The sequence below is a fragment of the Jejuia pallidilutea genome (assembly GCF_002973595.1).
GTDB lineage: Bacteria > Bacteroidota > Bacteroidia > Flavobacteriales > Flavobacteriaceae > Jejuia > Jejuia pallidilutea.
Window position 1 is genome coordinate 344078 of the sequence record NZ_PVEO01000003.1, and the last position, 19949, is coordinate 364026.

Annotated in this window: 18 protein-coding genes; 14 read left to right on the forward strand and 4 right to left on the reverse strand. The window is 30.5% G+C overall.

Annotated elements, in window-relative coordinates; all coding sequences use genetic code 11:
• Positions 1-103 precede the first annotated feature (103 nt).
• The 10 genes from CLV33_RS07525 (at position 104) to CLV33_RS07570 (ending at position 12442) form a co-directional block, all read left to right on the forward strand.
• Complete coding sequence (locus CLV33_RS07525) at positions 104-1345, forward strand: hypothetical protein (RefSeq protein ID WP_146109721.1); 1242 nt, start codon at positions 104-106, stop codon at positions 1343-1345.
• A 22-nt stretch (positions 1346-1367) separates the two neighbouring features.
• The gene (locus CLV33_RS07530) at positions 1368-2720 is read left to right on the forward strand and encodes a hypothetical protein (RefSeq protein WP_105473377.1); all 1353 of its coding nucleotides are present in this window, start codon (positions 1368-1370) and stop codon (positions 2718-2720) included.
• A 167-nt stretch (positions 2721-2887) separates the two neighbouring features.
• Positions 2888-3970: a hypothetical protein gene (locus CLV33_RS07535; RefSeq protein WP_146109722.1), complete on the forward strand. Its 1083-nt coding sequence runs from the start codon at positions 2888-2890 to the stop codon at positions 3968-3970.
• 193 nt (positions 3971-4163) lie between these two features.
• Positions 4164-5270: a glycosyltransferase family 4 protein gene (locus tag CLV33_RS07540; protein ID WP_105473379.1), complete on the forward strand. Its 1107-nt coding sequence runs from the start codon at positions 4164-4166 to the stop codon at positions 5268-5270.
• Positions 5271-5709: 439 nt separating this feature from the next.
• Positions 5710-7023 carry an O-antigen ligase family protein gene (locus CLV33_RS07545; RefSeq protein WP_170063989.1) on the forward strand — a complete coding sequence of 438 codons (1314 nt, stop codon included), beginning with the start codon at positions 5710-5712 and terminating at the stop codon, positions 7021-7023.
• Positions 6998-8086 carry a DUF1972 domain-containing protein gene (locus CLV33_RS07550; RefSeq protein ID WP_105473381.1) on the forward strand — a complete coding sequence of 363 codons (1089 nt, stop codon included), beginning with the start codon at positions 6998-7000 and terminating at the stop codon, positions 8084-8086. The genes CLV33_RS07545 and CLV33_RS07550 overlap by 26 nt, the downstream gene beginning before the upstream one ends.
• Complete coding sequence (locus CLV33_RS07555) at positions 8055-9236, forward strand: hypothetical protein (protein WP_105473382.1); 1182 nt, start codon at positions 8055-8057, stop codon at positions 9234-9236. Before CLV33_RS07550 ends, CLV33_RS07555 begins: the two co-directional genes overlap by 32 nt.
• Positions 9237-9312: 76 nt before the next feature.
• Positions 9313-10299 (forward strand): UDP-glucuronic acid decarboxylase family protein, encoded by a 987-nt coding sequence (locus CLV33_RS07560; protein WP_105473383.1) that lies wholly within the window; start codon positions 9313-9315, stop codon positions 10297-10299.
• Between the two features lies 1 nt (position 10300).
• Positions 10301-11656, forward strand: a complete 1356-nt coding sequence (locus tag CLV33_RS07565) for an undecaprenyl-phosphate glucose phosphotransferase (protein WP_105473384.1) — start codon at positions 10301-10303, stop codon at positions 11654-11656.
• Positions 11657-12442, forward strand: coding sequence for a glycosyltransferase family 2 protein (locus tag CLV33_RS07570; RefSeq protein WP_105473385.1), 786 nt, complete (start codon positions 11657-11659; stop codon positions 12440-12442). It begins immediately after the preceding gene.
• Here the strand turns inward: CLV33_RS07570 and CLV33_RS07575 are convergent.
• Positions 12423-13712, reverse strand: coding sequence for a phenylacetate--CoA ligase family protein (locus CLV33_RS07575; RefSeq protein ID WP_244906398.1), 1290 nt, complete (start codon positions 13710-13712; stop codon positions 12423-12425). The two genes, CLV33_RS07570 and CLV33_RS07575, sit on opposite strands and share 20 nt — an antisense overlap.
• Before the next feature lie 106 nt (positions 13713-13818).
• Between CLV33_RS07575 and purD the strand changes: the two genes are divergently transcribed.
• On the forward strand, positions 13819-15090 hold the full coding sequence (gene purD, locus CLV33_RS07580) for a phosphoribosylamine--glycine ligase (protein ID WP_105473387.1): 1272 nt from the start codon (positions 13819-13821) through the stop codon (positions 15088-15090).
• On the opposite strand, the gene CLV33_RS07585 is transcribed toward purD, so the two are convergent.
• A complete protein-coding gene (locus tag CLV33_RS07585) occupies positions 15085-15312 on the reverse strand; it encodes a DUF6341 family protein (RefSeq protein WP_042240099.1) in 228 nt (75 codons plus the stop codon). The two genes, purD and CLV33_RS07585, sit on opposite strands and share 6 nt — an antisense overlap.
• Positions 15313-15477: 165 nt before the next feature.
• Between CLV33_RS07585 and CLV33_RS07590 the strand changes: the two genes are divergently transcribed.
• Positions 15478-16401 (forward strand): DUF6427 family protein, encoded by a 924-nt coding sequence (locus CLV33_RS07590; RefSeq protein WP_105473388.1) that lies wholly within the window; start codon positions 15478-15480, stop codon positions 16399-16401.
• On the opposite strand, the gene upp is transcribed toward CLV33_RS07590, so the two are convergent.
• The gene (gene upp, locus CLV33_RS07595; protein ID WP_105473389.1) at positions 16390-17049 is read right to left on the reverse strand and encodes a uracil phosphoribosyltransferase; all 660 of its coding nucleotides are present in this window, start codon (positions 17047-17049) and stop codon (positions 16390-16392) included. The genes CLV33_RS07590 and upp overlap by 12 nt on opposite strands.
• A gap of 71 nt (positions 17050-17120) precedes the next feature.
• Here upp and CLV33_RS07600 point away from each other — a divergent pair, with 71 nt between their 5' ends.
• Both CLV33_RS07600 and CLV33_RS07605 read left to right on the forward strand, forming a co-directional pair.
• On the forward strand, positions 17121-17726 hold the full coding sequence (locus CLV33_RS07600; RefSeq protein WP_105473390.1) for a DUF4254 domain-containing protein: 606 nt from the start codon (positions 17121-17123) through the stop codon (positions 17724-17726).
• 54 nt (positions 17727-17780) lie between these two features.
• Positions 17781-18818, forward strand: a complete 1038-nt coding sequence (locus CLV33_RS07605) for a glycosyltransferase family 9 protein (RefSeq protein ID WP_042240084.1) — start codon at positions 17781-17783, stop codon at positions 18816-18818.
• On the opposite strand, the gene CLV33_RS07610 is transcribed toward CLV33_RS07605, so the two are convergent.
• Positions 18815-19879, reverse strand: coding sequence for a ferredoxin--NADP reductase (locus tag CLV33_RS07610; protein WP_105473391.1), 1065 nt, complete (start codon positions 19877-19879; stop codon positions 18815-18817). The genes CLV33_RS07605 and CLV33_RS07610 overlap by 4 nt on opposite strands.
• Positions 19880-19949 lie beyond the last annotated feature (70 nt).

Here is a 19949-nt window from a genome sequence, read left to right on the forward strand (position 1 = left end):
CTTTTATAGAAAAGAAGGGTGAAGTTCATACACTAAACTTTGGTCTTTAAATTCTAAAAACACAATAAGGGAACTAAAAGCAGCAGTACTAAAGTTACAAAATTTGAAATTAAATAAAAGCCTTTTAAAGTCTAATAAAAAGTTATTGTCTTTTATGGCATTGAGCTATTTTGACAAAGCCATTATTTTTTTACTTCCATTACTTGTTTTATATCTTTTTGGAGAGAAAGAGATATATGTATCTATAGAATATATATATTCAATAACCATTGTAGCTATTCCGTTACTAGATTTAGGATTATCGGGCTATTTTTTTTACGCGTACAGAGAAGCAGATAATAAAAATGAGGTTTTAGAAGTATTTACTAATTTTTTTAAGAGATTATATATACTTATTGGGTTCGTGGGACTTATTTTTATTGCGGTACATTATCTTGTTTTTCCATTTGAAAATCTAATATTATTTATAGTATATAGAGTATTATTTGTTTTAGCAACTACTTTTTTAGCCTCTTATTTTAGATTAATTAATAAACCACAAAAAGTTGTTTTTATAACTATACTTTCAAATACATTGTCATTATTATTTTTATTTTTTTATTTTTTTTTAAATTATGATTTCTCACTATGGTTAATATTTATAGGGCAAATACTGTTTTCTAGTATTTATTTTTTTAAATGTTTAAAAGATGTATTAGTTAGTATAAATAAAAAACTAAAAGTATTATATACAGCCAAGATATTAAAGGACACAATTCTATTTTCATGGCCAAACATAATTCAAACATTTTTGCTACTATATATTTCTAATTATGGAAAAATAAATGCATTAACAAAAATGCCAATTGATGATGGAGTTTTGTTATCATTAGTACAACGTTTTTCAATGCTTATATTCTTAACTCATTCCTCTGTCTGGGCTTTTTTGGTTAAAGATATTTATGTCGAAAAGAATGTATTACATATAAGAAAAAGTATTTTATATAAATATCTAATTCTACTTTCTTTCGCTCTTTTTATGGTGGTCATAATTGCAAGTTTCCTCCTCTCTTACAATTATGTAGGGAATAGCCTTTACAGATCGCTTAAAATCTCCTTTTTAATTATTGGGCAAACATTTTTAGGCTGTATTTATGCCTATCTTGAAGTTCATTACGGACGAGAAAATAAAAACATTATAAAATTGTACTTAGCTATTTTTGGAGCTTTGATATTTGTGACAATATTAGTTTTATTACAAATAGATTTCTTAGAAAGAATATCAATTGCTATGTTTGCTAGCACATTAGTTTCTCTATTACTAAGTATGTTTATTCTCTACAAGAGGAATTATAAAATGGTTTAATAAGCACATTACAAAAAAAAGAATGAATAAAAACATATGTTTTATTGCAAATTATTACAAAACAGATGTTTTTGTTGAAATTGCTAAGGTATTAAGCGGGTCTAATATAAAATCCTTTTGGATTATCCCAAATAGAAAGCAATATGAGTTTTTAAAGACCATGTTTCATGAAAATCAATTATTATATATAGGAAAAAAAGAAGTTTTATCACATAACAATAAAACAGTAAATATTGATTTAAAAATTAATGAATTAGTTTATGGCGACAGGGTTTTAAGTATGGAATCTAAAGGTTGGACTTTTGATTATTTATTGAAATTAAAAGAACTAGTATATGATTTTATAAATACAAATACAATTGAGTTTGTTTTTGGAGAAGTAACATGGGCTCATGAGCTAGCTGTTCATAGATTAACCATAGAAGCCAAAGAGCTTAATTGTCAATTTTTAAACCCTCACACCATTAGAATTCCAAATAATAGGTTTGCTTTTTTTACGGATGAATATCAGTCTAATATTAAACAATTATCTAACTTATCATCACTAAGCGATGACCTTAGCATTAAACTTGAAAAACCTTCATATCTCGCTATAAACGATAAACTAATAGCTAAAAAGGGAACATTAAAGCATAATTTAATATTAATTAAAAACTTTATTTTAAGAACGAATCAAGATGTAAACGATCCTACTTTATACTCGAGTCCATTAACACAATTTAAAATTAGAACTAGCGAGGTTTTTAATCGGGTTTTATTTAAATGGTTCGTGTCAGAAACCTTAATTAAAGATTTGCCAAAAAACAAGAAACAACTTCTTTTTACACTTCACAAACAGCCAGAGGCTTCTATAGATGTTATAGGTAGGTATTATGAAAACCAATTAGAACTGATTAAAAATATATGGCGAATACTACCAGAGGACTATATTTTATTGGTCAAGGAGCACTCTAATGCAATAGGAGACAGAAACCTGAAGTTTTATAAAACTGTAAAGAATTTACATAATGTATATCTTATAAATAATAAAGCAGATTCTCATAAGCTATTAGATAATGTTGAAGCTGTCTTTACGGTATCTGGCACTATTGCCTACGAAGCCGCATTAAAAGGAAAAAAAGGGTTTACATTTGCACCAGCTTTTTTTAATAAAATGACGACCTGCACAGAAGTATCTTGGAAAGATTTTAAAAACAAATCGTTAGATGATTTAATTAATGAACAAAATAATAGCCTAAGCCCAAAATTATTTTCTAAATGGTTGCTAGAAAACTCTTTCGAAGGTATTATGTCTGATGCTTTTGGAGATCCTAGATCTATTAATAAAGAGAATATTCACAAACTAGCCAATGCTTTTATTACTATAGTACAATAATGTTAGTATTAAAAAAAAATAACATCTTTAAAAGAGTACTAATTGTGACTATTTTGAGCTTGTCCTTTACAAGTTTAAATGCTTTTAATCTAGGAGGTATATCATTTTCTTTTTTTCTTTTATGTAGCACTATTTTTATTGGGCTGATTAGCGTTTTTGAATTTAAAATGCCAGCCTTAAAAGATGAACTAGTAATTTTAATTTCATTTTATATAATTTTAAGTGCGTTATTGAATTTAAGTACTTTTAAAGCTACATCAGTAATTTATTCGTTTTTGTTTTTGTTTTTGTTTTTGTACATAACGCATTATTCGAAAAAACATTTATCTGTTGACAATTTTATTTGGATATTAAAATTCATTTTAATTGCTTTTTTTATAATATTATTAATCTCTCAAATTGCCGTTTTATTTGATTTACATAATTTAGAAGGTCCAAAAGGGTATTTTCAGAGTACAGGTCAATTAGGTATTCAATATAATAATATTACTGGAGTATATAGGTTTCATTCTTTATCTACGGAGCCTTCTTATGCAGCCATAATAGTATTAATTTCTTTTGCAGTTTTAAGTGGTTTAGTTGATGAAAAAAAGAAACTTGTAGTATATGGAGCTATACTATTATACATGTTATTTAGCTTTAAATCTGCTATTGGTTTTATAATATTGGTGTTTTGGATTTTTGCACAGTTTAAAATAAAAAGAAAGTATTTTATAATATCTGGATCAATAGTTTTAATAGGTATTCTATTGTTCTTTTTTACAAATGTTGGAGGGAAAAGTGTGGAACGAATAAGAGAAGTAGTATTCTTATTGTTTTCTGATTCTTCTAATTTTATAAAAAACTTAAACCTTATTGATTCTAGTGCGTACGCAAGAATAGGACCAACTTTTACTTATATAAAGGAAATGGATTTATTAAATTACCACACCTATTTTGGTTTTGGTGCTGCATCTTCTGAACCGTACTTTTCTAAAATAATATATCCAGAAGCTTGGAATAAGCACATGGTTTTTAGGCCACCATTCATTCCGGGCTTTTTGTATGATTATGGTTTTATAGGTGCTTTTCTAGTTTTTGCATTCATTTGGAAACATATAAAAAAGCAAAATATTTTTTTTAAGGTCGTTTTTTTGCTAATAATAATAAATTCAAATTTTAATACACAGCTTTTTTGGTTTGCTATAATATTTATTTATTTATATAATTTTTATAAGCCTAAAACGAAAGGGTTAATTAATCAAGAATGAGAGATTAAACCCTGAATTTGCCCCTGATTTATAATGTTTAATCAATTAAATTCATTAGTAGTGTTTTTTGCTTTGTTATTTGTTTTTATAATTTATAGTGTAAATAAAACTTCTTCTGGTTTTTATAAATTTGTAGCAGAAAAGTAATAGGTTTGTATTTTAAAATAAATTACGTTAAGAGAAGGAAAGGGCGATGAAAAAAAACATATTGGTTGATGCCCACATTTTTGATGATAAATATCAAGGGACTCGTACTTATTTAAAAGGGCTTTATTCTGAACTTATACCTATTGCAAATAATTGGCATTTTTTTTTAGTAGCTCGAGATATTGAGAATTTAAAAAAAGAATTTGGAGCTCACCAAAACGTTACTTATGTTCAATTAAAGAGCAAAAATAAATTTCGCCGTTTATTAATAGAATTTCCCCAAATAATAAGAAATCATAAAATTGAGTATGCTCATTTTCAATATATATGTCCGCCAATTAAAAACTGTAAACTAGTTATTACAATTCACGACATTCTTTTTGAACAAAGCGAATTCAGAAAGTTTTTCCCTTTAAAATATAGGGTCGTTAATAGTTTTTTGTTTAGGTGGTCTTCAAAAAAAGCAGATTTGCTTTTAACTGTTTCACAATACTCGCGAGTTAAAATTTCTGAATTATATAACATACCTATAGATTCAATTTACATAACACCCAATGCCGTTATAAATAATGAATATACAGAACAAGCAGTTGAAGCCCGTATAGCATCGCTTGGGAAATTTATTCTTTATGTATCAAGGGTAGAACCCCGAAAAAATCATTTAGGACTATTAAAAGCCTTTGTTGAATTAAATTTGGCTGAAAAAGGCTATAAACTTGTGTTTATAGGTAAAAAGGATATTCTCTATAAAGAACTGGAAACTTACATAACAAACAATTTAGCTAAAATTACAGGCAATGTTATATGGTTACATTCTATTTCTAATAAAAGTCTTGAGGCATATTATAAAAATTGTGAATTGTTTGTTTTTCCCTCATTTGCAGAAGGATTTGGGATTCCCCCTTTAGAGGCCATAGCACATAAAAGTAAAATTTTATGTTCAAAAAACACAGCGATGGCAGATTTTGATTTACCAGATGCTTTGGTTTTTGATCCTAATAATATTGAAGAGTTGAAATATAAAATGACTGTTCAATTAGCTAGTAAAGAAGTACAACTTCAGGTTTATAATAAAATTTTGGCCAAGTATAATTGGTTGAAAATAGCGCAAGATTATTTTAAACTTTTAGAAAAACATCATAATAAAGTTTAATAAAATAATGAGGTTCAACAAGAAACTGTTTTATGTTTTTATATGCATAACGATTATTATATTAACCATAGTTGTAGTTTATGGTTATGAAAAATACACTTGCATAGAAGAAACCACTTTTTCTACTATCCACATTACACATAGTAAGCAAATACGCTCTGAGGGTCTTACTCTTTATGCCTCAGGACAATCAGAGCCTGATTTTAACTATTCAAGACCATACAAGTTTAAAAGCATAAACGATTCTATTCTTTCTACTAAGTTAGACGATAGTCTAAAACTACGAGCATTTAGATGTTATTTTGAGTACCAGGGAGAAAAAATTCATATTAAAAGCATTGATTTACTTAGTGATTCAAAAAAATATTCAATAGACTTAAACGAGAAATTTAAAAACCATGGATTAAGATTTAAAAATGATGGGTTTAATTTTGAAGTAATGCAATCAAATGGTTTTATTGAAACCCCTAAAAAGTTTTTATATCCATCTGATTTTAAAAACCTGTATAAATTTTACTTACCAATATTTTTTATTGTTTGCTTGTTAACTTATTTAGTTTATAAGTTAAAACACGTTAAAATAAATTTAAAAACAATTGGGCTCCCAGAAATTTCAATAGGAGTTTTAATACTATGTGAGTTTCTTCCACCGCCAACTTATAATGTTGCATTAATTTTAGGAGCAGTAATTAACATAAGGAGAATTAGTGTTAAGAAAATTGTACAAAACAAAATCAACCTTTTCTTTATAGCTTTTTTTATTATTTACCTATTGAATAATTTATTTGTAACAGATAAAAGCTACTTGCATTTAGGCACTGTAGAACGATTTTTGCCTTTTTTAGTTTTGGCCATTATTATACCATCAATTAATAATAGAAAATGTTTGGCTCTATTTCCAATATCTGCTATTTTAATTGGAATTGGTCTTACCGTTACTTCAATTATCGATGTTTTTATTCATGGCAATATGGTTTTTTTATCATTTGATAATTTCTCAAAATATTTACATCCAGTTTATTATTCATATCTATTATTCTTTTCAATACTCTATATTCAGTTTTATTACTGGGAAAAGTTTAAATATATTATTTTATTTATACTGTTTTGCTTTTTAGTATTTAGTGGGTCTAAAATGGTTTTTATTTTTACTTTACTGGCATTTTTAATACCTCTTATAAAAAGTAAAATGATTTTTATAGTTATTATTCCCCTTGCTGTTATTGTTTTGCTTTTCTCGCCTTTAAAAAATAGATTTTATGATATTTTAGATGAGAATGATTTTTCAATTCTTCAAGAAGAAAAAATAACAGACGCTAATGACGCAAGAATAAATGGGCTCACATTTCGCTTAATTTTATGGAGGGAAGCTTTAAAAACAATGCATGGAGTTGACTACATTATAGGAAAAGGTGTAACCAAGCAAACAAATAAAATTTTAGAAAACAAATTAGTTAATTTAGGGATGCTAAGCCATAAAAACTTTAATCCACATAACCAATATATAGATACATTTTGGAGAACGGGTATTATAGGATTATTATCACTAATTTTGATTCCAATTTATAGCTTAGTAATAGGAATAAATAAAAAAGATAAATTATTGATTCTTTTCTGTTTATTTATGTTAGCAGTAATGTGTTCTGAATCGATATTTGGAAGGGTTAATGGCATCTATTTTTTTACTACAGTTATTTTAATATTAATAAATACCGCAAAAGAGATTAATGAAGATAGCTATATTAGGAACTAGGGGCATTCCGAACAACCACGGAGGGTTTGAGCAGTTTGCAGAATATTTTTCGGTATATTTATCCAAAAAAGGGCATGAGGTATATGTTTATAATTCTCATAATCACCCCTATCAAGAAAAAAAATTCAAGGGTGTAAACATTGTTCATGCTTATGATCCAGAATATAAAATAGGAACAATAGGGCAGTTTGTTTATGATTTAAACTGTATTTTAGATTCAAGAAAAAGAGACTTAGATGTAATTCTTCAATTAGGTTATACTTCCAACTCCATTTGGCATTGGGCATTACCAAAAAAACCAGTAATTATTACCAATATGGACGGTATGGAATGGAAACGTTCCAAATACCGACCTATAGTTAGAAAGTTTCTTAAATACGCAGAAAAATTAGCAATTCATTCTAGTGATTATTTAATCTCAGATTCAATAGGTATACAAGACTATATCACTACAACATATAACAAGCCCTCTAAGTTTATTGCTTATGGCGCTTCCGTGTTTTCTGAGCCTAAAGAAGATATTTTAAAAGCATACAATGTTAAATCTAATCAGTATTGCCTAATAATTGCAAGATTAGAGCCTGAAAATAACATAGAAACTATAATCAAGGGATATCATAAATCAAACGTACCGTATGATTTAATCATTTTTGGTTCTTTAAATGAATATGGTAAGGAGCTTCAAAGGCAATACAAAAAAGATAAAAGAATACGATTTGTTGGAGCTAACTACAACCAAGACGATCTAAATAATTTGAGATATTATTCTAGGTACTATTTTCACGGTCATTCAGTTGGCGGTACAAATCCATCTTTGTTAGAAGCCATGGCGTCTAATACACTAATTATAGCTAATAATAATGTTTTTAACAAAAGTATTTTGGAAGAAAACGCAAGATATTTTAGTGATTCAAACGATATTAATGAAATCTTAAATCAAGACATTTTATTTAATTCTAAAAAAGAATATTCAAGATTAAACATAAAAAAGATAAAAGATTATTATAGTTGGAGCATCATCAATTCAGACTATGAAGATTTTATTTCAAGGCAAATTGAATAAAAACATGTTGGAATCATCTAAAATCAAGACTTTTTTTACTAATTATAACACTAATATTTTTGCATTTATTATACTTGGTTTTTGTTTTGATTTTATTAATAAAATTCAAATATTCTATGACATTGGATTTATAAGGCTTAATAGAATATTAAAAGCAATATTTCTAGTTTACTCACTTGCATTTATTGCAACACATTTTAAATATGTTTTTAAAAATTTTAAATTTTTATTCACTGTAATTATAGTATTGTCGGTTGTTTTTCTTTTAAAAAAGAATTTTTCTGAAATTTACGTTAATGAATATATCAGATATATATTCATTTTATTTACCCTGCCATTATTGAATTATTCATATAAGGTCAATAATGAGGTTTTTATAAAAAGGCTAAAAATATTTTTTAAATATTTTATATTATTAAATGCTGTTTTTGTTTTATTAGGTTTTTTATTTGAGATTAAAATTTTTCAAACTTATCAATACTCAACTAGGTTTGGTTTTAATGGGGTTCTTCTAAGCCAAGGGTTCACCCCTTTTTTTTATTTATGCGGAACAACTATATTTTGGATATCTAAGGATAACAAGATGTTAATAACCGTATTAATACTTTCTTTAATGTCTGGCCTAAAGGGTGCTTATTTCGCAGAATTCTTTTTGCTAACACTCCTTGTTTTATCAAACCAAGAATTTAATAAAAGAATTAAAATAAAAATAGTAGCTTTTTTGTCAATTTTATTTATAACTTTTTTATTAATTTTATTTTCAACACCTCTATTTGAGAGGATTATTGAGTCAGAAGGTTTAATGACAGCCGTTTTTTCTTACAGAACGGACAATTTGTTAACGCTGTTTAACCAAATAACCCCAGAAAATTATAATATTTTTATTGGAGCTTTGAAGTTGGAAACTGTGCGATTAGAAATGCAGGTTTTTGATGTCATTTTATTTTTTGGAATAGTAGGTTTGCTGGCTTATCTAACATTTTTATATTTTCTATATAAGAGGTTTGTGAAAAACAATGTCTCTAAAGTATTTTTTGTTACTATTCTAATGCTTTCGATTTTAATGGGAAATCTTTTATATATTCCATTGTCATCAATATTAATGTTTTTAGTTTTGATGGCACTTTTAGAGAATAAAAACATTAAATAAGAGATACTTTACTGGCTAAACTTATTTAACTTCAAAGTACTTCCTTATTTTTGCGTTCTAAATAGCTTAAAAAAACATGAAAAAAGTTCTGATAACAGGAGCAGCTGGTTTCTTAGGTTCCCATTTATGCGACAGATTTATCAAAGAAGGTTACCATGTTGTTGCCATGGATAACTTTATTACTGGCGATAAAAAAAACATAGAACACTTAGTAGGCACCAAAAATTTTGAATTTGTAGCTCATGATGTTACCAATTTTATAGAACTTAGAGGAAGTTTAGATTATATTTTACATTTTGCATCTCCTGCTAGTCCAATAGATTATCTTAAAATTCCCATTCAAACCCTAAAAGTAGGGGCTTTAGGAACACATAATTTACTAGGTTTAGCAAAAGCTAAAAATGCTAGAATATTAATAGCCTCTACTTCTGAAATTTATGGAGACCCACTTGTACACCCTCAAACTGAAGATTATTACGGCAATGTAAATACCATTGGCCCAAGAGGTGTTTACGATGAAGCTAAACGGTTTCAAGAGGCCATAACAATGGCCTATAACAGGTTTCATGGATTAGAAACCAGAATAGTACGTATATTTAATACCTATGGCCCCAGAATGCGATTAAACGACGGGCGGGTAATTCCTGCTTTTATGGGGCAAGCGTTGCGTGGAGAAGATTTAACAGTTTTTGGCGATGGCTCCCAAACGCGCTCTTTTTGTTATGTAGACGACCAAATAGAAGGTATATATAGGCTGCTATTAAGCGATTACGAGTATCCTGTAAATATTGGCAATCCCCACGAGATAACTATAAAGGATTTTGCAGAAGAAATTATTAAACTAACAGGTACAAATCAAAAAATAGTATACAAAGATTTGCCTGTAAACGATCCGCTGCAAAGGCAACCAGATATTTCGTTAGCAAAAAAAATACTAAATTGGGAGCCAAAGGTAGATAGAGCCGAAGGGATGAAAATTACCTACAACTATTTTAAAAGTTTACCTCAAGAAGAATTGCACAAGAGCGAGCACAAAAACTTTAAAGAACACATAAAAGAGTAAGTTGAAAAAGTTCAAACAAGGCAGGTATTCAGGATTTATTAAACCAATTTCGTTTTTGGTGGATTTGGTCATTATAAATGCCACAGTTTTCTTGTTTGAAATTAATTTAACTGATAGATTACTCTTTTTTGGCTATATATCTGTGCTTTGGTCTATCATTTCTTTTTACAATAGGTTTTATGAGGTTCAGCGTAATACTCGCATTATTCAAATTTTAACTTTGCTCTTAAAACAAATAGTACTTTTTGCGGCAGTTCTATATGCCTTTATTGGGTTTTTTAAGCAGCCTAACATAAGTAGGCTTAATTTGGGAAATTATTTAATTTTAGTTTTTGGGTTATTAACCTTCTTTAAATTTCTAATTTATTTTCTCTTAAATAAATACAGAAGTTCTCTTGGAGGTAATATTAGGCTTGTTGTAGTTATTGGTAAAAACCAAAAAACCAGCCAACTTATAACTACCTTTAATAAGCGTTTAGATTTTGGGTATAAATTTATGGCACAATTTAGCCCAAAAGAAGAAGGCTTTTCTTTAAGTAAGTGTTTTGATTACATTATAGATAATGATATTGACGAAATATATTTTTCGGTCTCAGAATTATCTAACAAACAAATAAACGAATTAATTGATTTTGCCGATAACAACTTAAGGGAATTAAAATTTATACCAGATAACAAAGAAATATTCTCGAAAAAATTGAAATACGAGTATTACGATTATATTCCAATTTTATCTTTAAGAGATATTCCTTTACAAGAACCAATTAACACTTACGTAAAAAGACTATTCGATATATTGTTTTCCCTATTTATAATTGTATTTGTTCTATCATGGTTAACGCCTATATTGGCTATTTTCATTAAACTAGAATCAAAAGGGCCTGTTTTTTTTAAACAATCTAGAAACGGATTTAACTATAAAGAATTCGATTGCTACAAATTTAGGTCTATGATGCCTAATAAAAATGCGCATCTGCATCAAGCGACCAAAGGCGATAGTAGAGTAACTAAGGTTGGCGCATTTATAAGAAAAACAAGTATAGACGAACTGCCACAGTTTTTTAACGTATTATTTGGAGACATGTCTGTAGTTGGCCCTAGACCGCACATGGTAAGCCATACTAACATGTATGCTAGAAGAATAGATAAGTTTATGGTAAGGCACTTTGTAAAACCCGGCATTACAGGGTTAGCCCAAGTAAGTGGTTTTAGAGGTGAGATTGAAACAGACAAGGATATTATAAATCGTGTAAAATACGATATATTTTATATTGAAAACTGGTCATTACTTCTTGACATAAAAATTATAGTTCAAACCTTCGTTAATGCCCTAAGGGGAGAGAAGAAAGCGTATTAAATGAAGCCAAATGTGTTAGTTTCTGTAATTACTGCCACCTATAATTCAGAGCATTTTATAGAAGAAACTATTAATAGCGTTCTACATCAAACATATACAAATTGGGAACTTTTAATTATTGATGACGCTTCTACAGATGGCACAATTTCAATTATAAAAAGTTTCGCACTAAAACACAATAATATTAAGTTTTTTAAAAATGAAGCAAACCAAGGCGCGGCAGTAACCAGAAATAAGGGCATTAAAGAAGCTTCGGGAGACTTTATAGCTTTTCTGGATGCGGACGATGTTTGGAAGCCCCAAAAGCTCGAAAAACAGCTAAAATTTATGCTAGAGTACAATGCCGATGTTAGTTTTTCTAGCTACGATTTAATGACTGAAAACGGATTGCCTTTGCATAAAACAGTTAAAGCAATACCAAAACTTAACTATAAGAAGTTTTTAAAATGTAATTACATTGGGAACTTAACAGGCATGTACAATACTAAAACACTAGGCAAGATTTACGCGCCTAATTTACGTAAGCGTCAAGATTGGTTATTGTGGTTAAGTGCAGTAAAAAAGAGCAATAAACCAGCCATTGGTTTAAAAGAATCCTTGGCAATTTATAGAGTAAGAAAAAATTCAATTTCTTCTAAGAAACTAGATTTATTAAAGTACAATTACTTGGTTTATAAAAAAGGATTAGGGTATTCAACCTTAAAATCCTTGTATTATATTATTGTATTTCTTTTGGAGTACTTTTTTGTGAAATCTAAACAAACAGTTACTTCACAAAAGATGTAAACTGTTTTAGCTTGCCACCTTTGGTGCGCTTTAGCTCATTTTTTCGCTCAAAAAGAATGGTTAGTCCCGGTTCTAAATAGGTTTCCATCGCCTTTTTAACAGCCGTTATTTTTCCTTCTGAAAGCTCCTCTTTACTCGTGTAAATTACTTTGAAAGTCTCAATATCATGTTGCTCAATAATAAATTCTTTTACGTTAGCGTCATCTTCAATTACAGTTTTTGTAACGTAATAAAACGTTAATCCTGCTGCTTTTTTCCCGCTAGGTAACAACGCTAAATCACTCGTTCTGCCCAATACACTTTTTAAGATGGGCGTTTTAGTTGTACTGCGTTCGTGTAGCACTCCAATATCACCTAAATCGTATCTAATAAACGGGTGGGCTACATTATAAAGCGATGTAACAACTATCCTTCCTTTTTTACCATAAGGCAAAGGTTGATTTTTTTCATCTAAGATTTCAACAAATAAATCTTCAGTATTAACCAACCAGTCATTATTAGAATTATTAAATGCTATTAAACTTAATTCAGCAGAACCATATTCGTTTGCAATAGGAATTCCTAAATGGTTTTCCAACACAATTTTATCATCTTCAAAAAGCATCTCTGCGGTAACGATACAAACTTTTAAAGAAGGGCAAATATCTTTTAGAATAATATTTTTCTGTTGTAAATATTTGGCAAATTGAACAATGGCGCTTGTGTACCCATTTATATATTCAAATGCTGTTTTTTTAAAAATGCTAATGTTTTTTTCTAATTGTTGGGCACTTAAATCGAAAACTGAAAACCTAAACCTATTTCCCAGCATATCTTTAAAACGCTCTTTATAATAACCAGCACCACTTAACGGAATACCATAAAAACGCGCCTGTTTGGAAGTGGCAGCATCAATACCGTACCATGAGTACCTATCCATAAAATTCGCCCAAGACATAGCGTGGGCATACTTATCTTTCGCAAAAATTAAAGGCGTACCAGAAGACCCCGAAGTTTTGTGTATATGGCAGTTTTTAGTTGTAAATCCTATAGATAATCGGTCTTTTAATGGAATTTGTAAATCCTTTTTCTGAATTACCGGAAGGCTATTCCAGTCGTTTGTATTACACCCTTCTGTAAATGTTTTGTAAAAAGGGGTATTGTTTAAATGATGCTTAACAATGGCGTCTTTTCTTTGATTAAGGTAAGCTTCATGTTCTCCATCAGTTTTACACTGAATTTTTTTCAGGTCGCGTTTCGCTTTCTCAATAGGAAAGCCCTTTATTTTCAATGTTAAATCAAATAAGTTCACTTAAACTAGATATAAGTGTAAAGTAAATAAAAAATATTCGTGTATTAGAGCCATTAATTTTATTTTTGCGCAAACACTTTAAACTATGAATATTTTAATACTAGGTTCTGGAGGTAGAGAACACACGTTTGCTTGGAAAATTGCACAGAGCGATAAATGCGAAAATCTTTATGTGGCACCAGGAAATTCGGGGACTGCCGAAGTGGCTACCAACGTAAATATAGGTGTTAACGACTTTGAGGCTATAAAAACCTTGGTGTTAGATAAGAAAATAGACATGGTTGTAGTGGGGCCAGAAGACCCTTTAGTTAATGGTGTGCACGATTATTTTTTAAATGATGAAAGTATTAAGCATGTTGCTGTTATTGGGCCACAAAAAGCAGCTGCAGAACTAGAAGGTAGTAAGGAATTTGCAAAAGAATTTTTGTACAGACACCATATTCCTACCGCAGCTTACGAGAGTTTTACAAAAGATACCGTTGAGAAAGGTTATGCGTTTTTAGAAACGCTTAATCCGCCGTATGTTTTAAAGGCAGACGGACTTGCAGCAGGCAAAGGCGTGGTTATTTTAGAGGATTTAGATGAAGCTAAAGCAGAATTAAAAAGTATGCTTGTGGATGCTAAATTTGGCGATGCAAGCACCAAAGTAGTTATAGAAGAATTCTTGGACGGTATTGAGTTAAGTTGTTTTGTGCTTACCGATGGTACTAACTATAAAATTTTACCAACCGCCAAAGATTACAAACGTATTGGTGAAGGCGATACAGGATTAAATACTGGTGGTATGGGCGCAGTGTCGCCAGTACCGTTTGCTACAGAATCCTTTTTAAATAAAATTGAAGAGCGTATTGTAAAACCAACAGTAAATGGTCTTAAAAAAGATAATTTACCGTATGTGGGCTTTATTTTTATAGGGTTAATAAAAGTAGGAGACGACCCTAAGGTAATTGAATATAATGTACGCATGGGTGATCCTGAAACCGAAGTTGTTTTTCCAAGACTGAAGAATGATTTAGTTGAAATTTTACAGGCAATGACAAATGGCACATTAGATGCAATTAATATTGAAATTGATGAGCGTGCCGCAACAACTATAGTATTAGTTTCTGGAGGTTACCCGGAAGCCTACGAAAAAGGTAAAACGATTACGGGAATTGAAAACGTAAAAGACTCCATACCATTTCATGCAGGTGCACAACTAAAAGACGGTAAAATAATAACTTCGGGTGGAAGAGTAATGGCTATTACATCTTACGGAGATACGTACCAAGAGGCCATAAAAAAATCTTACCAAAGTATAGAAAAACTACATTTTGATAAGATGAATTATCGTAAGGATATTGGATTCGATCTATAAAAAAGAGTGAGACGAAATACTTTTGTCTTCCTCATTATTGTCGTTGAAAATTTTAAGTTGCTTCATCCAGTAAACCATAGCAACAATGCCAATAATAACAAATATCCAAGATACTGTGTTTGCTAACCACCAATTCTCTAGTTCTAAGGTTCTTAACCAATCTAGTGGTGCAAAAAGCACATCAACAAATAAATCTTGTATAGCGTAAAAAAAGTCTTTCATTTGTTTTAATTTTTTATTTATGGAATGTTTAATACCAAGTTTTGGAGGAACACATTCAGTAACTCACGTAAATTTTAATTATTCAATGGTATGAATTTGTTGTATTAAAATTCAAATTCATTTCACGATTAGTATATTTACCAAGCAAAAATACAAAAAGAGTTAATGATTACAAGAATTTTTAGTAAATCTAAGCCAATAAACTTAATAATCGTCTTTTTTATTATTGCTATAGCTTGTACGGTGTCGTTTTTCACAATTCAAAATAACACCATTAACCTTAATGCCATTTTAAACGTTAGTGCATTATTTGTAGGTAGTTGTTTTGCAATATTGGTGCTAAATTTTGTGTCTGGTAAAAACAGTTTAACGCAAACCAATAATTTTGAAATTGTTTTATACGGCCTTTTTTTGCTTATGATACCGCAAACCACAGCAAGCTTAAAGCTAATTTTAGCTAATATCTTTTTACTGTTTAGTTTACGACGCCTTATTAGTTTACGCTCGCAAAAAGAAGTGAAAAAAAAGTTGTTTGATGCCGCGTTTTGGATGTCTGTTGCAGCATTATTTTACTCTTGGACTGTGTTGTTTTTTATTTTGTTGCCAGTTACTATTTTTTTGTACACAGATAGTAAACCTAGAAATTGGCTTATTCCATTAACAGCAATTTTGGCAGTACTGCTTATTGCATATAGTGTTTGTTTTTTAATGGGGTACAATTTAGTGTATTATGTTTTGGATGGATTTAAAATTAGTTTCGATTTTAGTGTGTACAATACGCCTCGGTTTTTAATTGGTCTCACAGTTTTATTGTCCTTCGGGTTGTGGGCCTTATTATTTTACGTTAAGAACATTAATCTTAAGAAAAAATCTTTTCGTCCAGCGTTTTATATAATAATTTGTACGTTATTATTATCGTTTTTTATACTTGTTATAGCCCCACAAAAAAGTGGTAGCGAAGTTTTATTTATGTTTGCGCCATTGGCCATAATTATTTCTAGCTACATTGAAATAATACGAGAAAAATGGTTCAAGGAAGTGTTTTTTACTATACTCTTTTTAACGCCTATAATTGTTTTATTTCTGTAGCTTCTCACCAAAAGATAAATCGCCCGCATCCCCGAGTCCAGGAACAATGTAGCCTTTGTTGTTTAAGGTCTCATCAACAGTAGCAATCCAAAGATGTGTATCTTCTGGAAATTCATTTGTAACAAAATCTAAGCCTTTTTGCGCACCAATAACACTTACCAAATGTATAGCTTTAGGTCTGCCAAAGGGTTTTAAGGCTTTAAAAGTAGCTAACATAGATTGTCCTGTGGCTAACATGGGATCTGCTAGAATTAAGGTTTTATTGCTTAAATCTGGGCACGCCAAATATTCTACAATAATCTCAAAAATTTCGGGTGTGTCCTTATGGTGTCTGTATGCCGAAATAAAAGCATTTTCAGCAGTATCAAAATAATTCAACAATCCGTTATGTAACGGTACTCCTGCTCTTAAAATAGAACAAAGTACAATGTCGTCATTAAAAACACTTGTATTGTGTATGCCTAAAGGCGTTGTAATTTTTTTTGGCTTATAGTTAAGTGCTTTGCTCATTTCGTAACCCAAAACTTCTCCAATACGCTCAATATTTCGCCTAAAACGCATCCTGTCTTTCTGTATATTGACATCTCTTATTTCAGAAATAAAGGTGTTTAATATCGAGTTTTCTTTAGAAAAGTTATGAATATGCATGGTTTTAACGTTAAATTTTGAATGCTAAAGTTAACTAATATAAGTATATTTGCAGTCTAAATTTTATACCTATGTTTACCGATAAAGCTAATAAGATATTCCAAGAAGTTATTGAAAAATATCATGTTATTAATACAGTAGATCAGCCGTTTAAAAATCCTTATCCTAAAAGTGATTTAATAGAACATTTACTATACAGAAAATGTTGGATAGATACAGTACAATGGCACTACGAAGACATAATTCGCGATCCACAAATAGATCCTGTTGCAGCATTAACGTTAAAACGAAAAATTGATGCATCAAACCAAGACAGAACCGATATGGTAGAATATATAGACAGTTACTTTCTTGAAAAATATAAAGATGTAACGGTTAAAGACGATGCCACTATAAACACAGAAAGTCCTGCTTGGGGTATTGATAGATTATCAATTCTAGCGCTTAAAGTATATCATATGAATGAAGAGGCTACCAGAACAGATGCTTCCGATGCGCATAGAACAGCTTGTAAGGCTAAATTAGACGTGCTTTTAGAACAACGTGTAGATTTATCTACCGCCATTGATACGCTTCTTAAAGATATAGAAAATGGCGACAAGTACATGAAGGTGTATAAGCAAATGAAGATGTACAATGATGATGAACTAAACCCAGTGTTGCGCTCTCAAAAATAACAAAACTCTAGTCCTGTACTTGTTTCAGGATTTTTATCCTACATATAAGTTGAGATGTCACAACAAAAAAAACATATTTTAGTAATACGTCTCTCTGCAATGGGAGACGTTGCTATGACCGTACCCGTGTTAAGGGCGCTAACAGCGCAATATCCAGAACTACAAATAACCGTTTTAACAAAACCCTTTTTTAAGCCTTTTTTTAGGGATTTGAATACTGTTGAGGTAATTTCAGCCGATGTAAAAGGACAACATAAGGGTACTTTTGGATTATACAAATTAGCTAGAACTATAAATAAAACATATAAATTTTATGCCATTGCCGATTTGCACAGTGTGCTAAGAAGTAAAATTTTAAAGCAATTTATAAAATGCAAGCGTTTTGTTTCAATCGACAAAGGAAGGTCAGAAAAAAAACAACTCACTTCAGGAAAACTATTTAAACAGTTAAAGACTACCCCACAACGTTATGCCGATGTTTTTAAAACTCTAGGATACCCAGTAGATTTATCTAGCCCAACTTTTCCTAAGAAACGCCTTTTGAATAAAACATTAACCGATATTTTAGGGCCTAAACACAACGGTTACATTGGCATTGCCCCATTTGCAGCACACGATGGCAAAATGTACCCTTTAGCGTTAATGCAAGATGTGATTAAGCAGCTATCAAAAACCTATAAAATTGTGCTATTTGGTGGTGGTAAAAACGAAGAGGCCATTTTGCGGCGTTGGGAACAAGTACACAAAAATACGGTGAGTATTGCTGGAAAACTGAGTTTAGATGAAGAGCTAGATGTAGTATCTAACCTGCATCTTATGTTGTCTATGGATTCTGGAAATGCCCATATCGCTGCCATGTTGGGTATTAAGGTTGTAACTGTTTGGGGTGTAACGCACCCTTATGCAGGTTTTGCTCCATTTAATCAACCAGAAGATTATGCATTGCTTTCCGATAGAAAAAAATATCCCTTAATACCAACATCGGTTTATGGAAATAAATTACCTAAAGGCTATGAGAATGTAAGCGCTTCAATTTTACCAAAAACTATAGTGGACAAAATTGAAACGATTATTTTTAAGCATTCAGATTAAACATCATCATAATCTACTGTAATTGTTGGCGTAGTTGGGTGTGCTTGACAGGTTAGAATTAAACCTTCGGCTACTTCGCTTTCGGTTAAAATATTATTTTGCACCATAGTAGCTTCACCGTCTTTAATTCTAGCCAAACAACTACTGCAAATACCGCCTTGGCAAGAATAAGGAGCATCTAAGTCCTCATCTAAGGCTGCTTCAAGAATGGTTTGTTTAGCAGACATTTCAAAAACGGTTTCCTCATCATCAACAATTACCGTTATTTTGGTTTTACCAGATGCAGGTTTATGAGTTGTCCCTTCGCTAATTTCTTCGCGTTTTGCCGCCTTAAACAATTCAAAATGTACACGGGTTTCATCAATTCCATGTTCGGTTAATACATCTTTTACGGTATGAATCATACCTTCTGGCCCACATAAATAAAACGCATCAACATCAACATGCTTGTGTTTGTTTTTCATTACGTAGTTTACGGTGCTTTTTTCAATACGTCCAAAAATAGCATCGTCTTCATCAGTCTGACTAAATACAAATTGAATAGAAAATCGTTCCTTATATGCATGCTGAAGCTCTAAAAGCTCTTGTAAAAACATGGTGTCCTTGGTAGATTTATTACCATAAACCAAAATAACTTTACTGTGTACCTCTTCTTCCAATGCACATTTTATAATGCTCATAATTGGCGTTATACCGCTACCGGCAGCAAAAAGAGCAATGTTTTTGGTTTTTTTATCGTTGGGTTCAAAAATAAAACGTCCCCTTGGAGGTGCAACATCTAAACTATCGCCAACTTTAAGTTTGTTATTGGCATAAGCTGAAAATGTACCATCCTTCACTTCTTTAACTGCTACTTTTAACGCACCGCTTTTTGGGGAAGCACAAAGTGAATAATCGCGTCGCACTTCGCTGCCATCAATTTCGGTTTTTAGGGTAATGTATTGGCCAGCTTTAAAGCTAAACTCCTCTTTAAGATTTTCAGGAACATTAAAACTAATACTTATCGATGCATCAGTTTCCCTAGTTATAGTTTTAACAGAAAGTTTGTGAAATCCAGACATAAAAATATTTTTTCATCAAAAATAATGAAGCATTAACGTTTTATCTATGTTTTTGGTCGAAAAAATTATA

Excerpts from the sequence above, each read along its gene's own strand:
- CLV33_RS07610 (WP_105473391.1), bottom strand. The coding sequence starts at position 19,879 with ATGTCTGGATTTCACAAACTTTCTGTTAAAACTATAACTAGGGAAACT.
- CLV33_RS07555 (WP_105473382.1), top strand. The coding sequence starts at position 8,055 with ATGAAGATTTTATTTCAAGGCAAATTGAATAAAAACATGTTGGAATCA.
- upp (WP_105473389.1), bottom strand. The coding sequence starts at position 17,049 with ATGCATATTCATAACTTTTCTAAAGAAAACTCGATATTAAACACCTTT.
- CLV33_RS07590 (WP_105473388.1), top strand. The coding sequence starts at position 15,478 with ATGATTACAAGAATTTTTAGTAAATCTAAGCCAATAAACTTAATAATC.
- purD (WP_105473387.1), top strand. The coding sequence starts at position 13,819 with ATGAATATTTTAATACTAGGTTCTGGAGGTAGAGAACACACGTTTGCT.
- CLV33_RS07530 (WP_105473377.1), top strand. The coding sequence starts at position 1,368 with ATGAATAAAAACATATGTTTTATTGCAAATTATTACAAAACAGATGTT.
- CLV33_RS07585 (WP_042240099.1), bottom strand. The coding sequence starts at position 15,312 with ATGAAAGACTTTTTTTACGCTATACAAGATTTATTTGTTGATGTGCTT.
- CLV33_RS07600 (WP_105473390.1), top strand. The coding sequence starts at position 17,121 with ATGTTTACCGATAAAGCTAATAAGATATTCCAAGAAGTTATTGAAAAA.
- CLV33_RS07540 (WP_105473379.1), top strand. The coding sequence starts at position 4,164 with ATGAAAAAAAACATATTGGTTGATGCCCACATTTTTGATGATAAATAT.
- CLV33_RS07550 (WP_105473381.1), top strand. The coding sequence starts at position 6,998 with ATGAAGATAGCTATATTAGGAACTAGGGGCATTCCGAACAACCACGGA.
- CLV33_RS07570 (WP_105473385.1), top strand. The coding sequence starts at position 11,657 with ATGAAGCCAAATGTGTTAGTTTCTGTAATTACTGCCACCTATAATTCA.
- CLV33_RS07545 (WP_170063989.1), top strand. The coding sequence starts at position 5,710 with ATGCAATCAAATGGTTTTATTGAAACCCCTAAAAAGTTTTTATATCCA.
- CLV33_RS07535 (WP_146109722.1), top strand. The coding sequence starts at position 2,888 with ATGCCAGCCTTAAAAGATGAACTAGTAATTTTAATTTCATTTTATATA.
- CLV33_RS07605 (WP_042240084.1), top strand. The coding sequence starts at position 17,781 with ATGTCACAACAAAAAAAACATATTTTAGTAATACGTCTCTCTGCAATG.
- CLV33_RS07560 (WP_105473383.1), top strand. The coding sequence starts at position 9,313 with ATGAAAAAAGTTCTGATAACAGGAGCAGCTGGTTTCTTAGGTTCCCAT.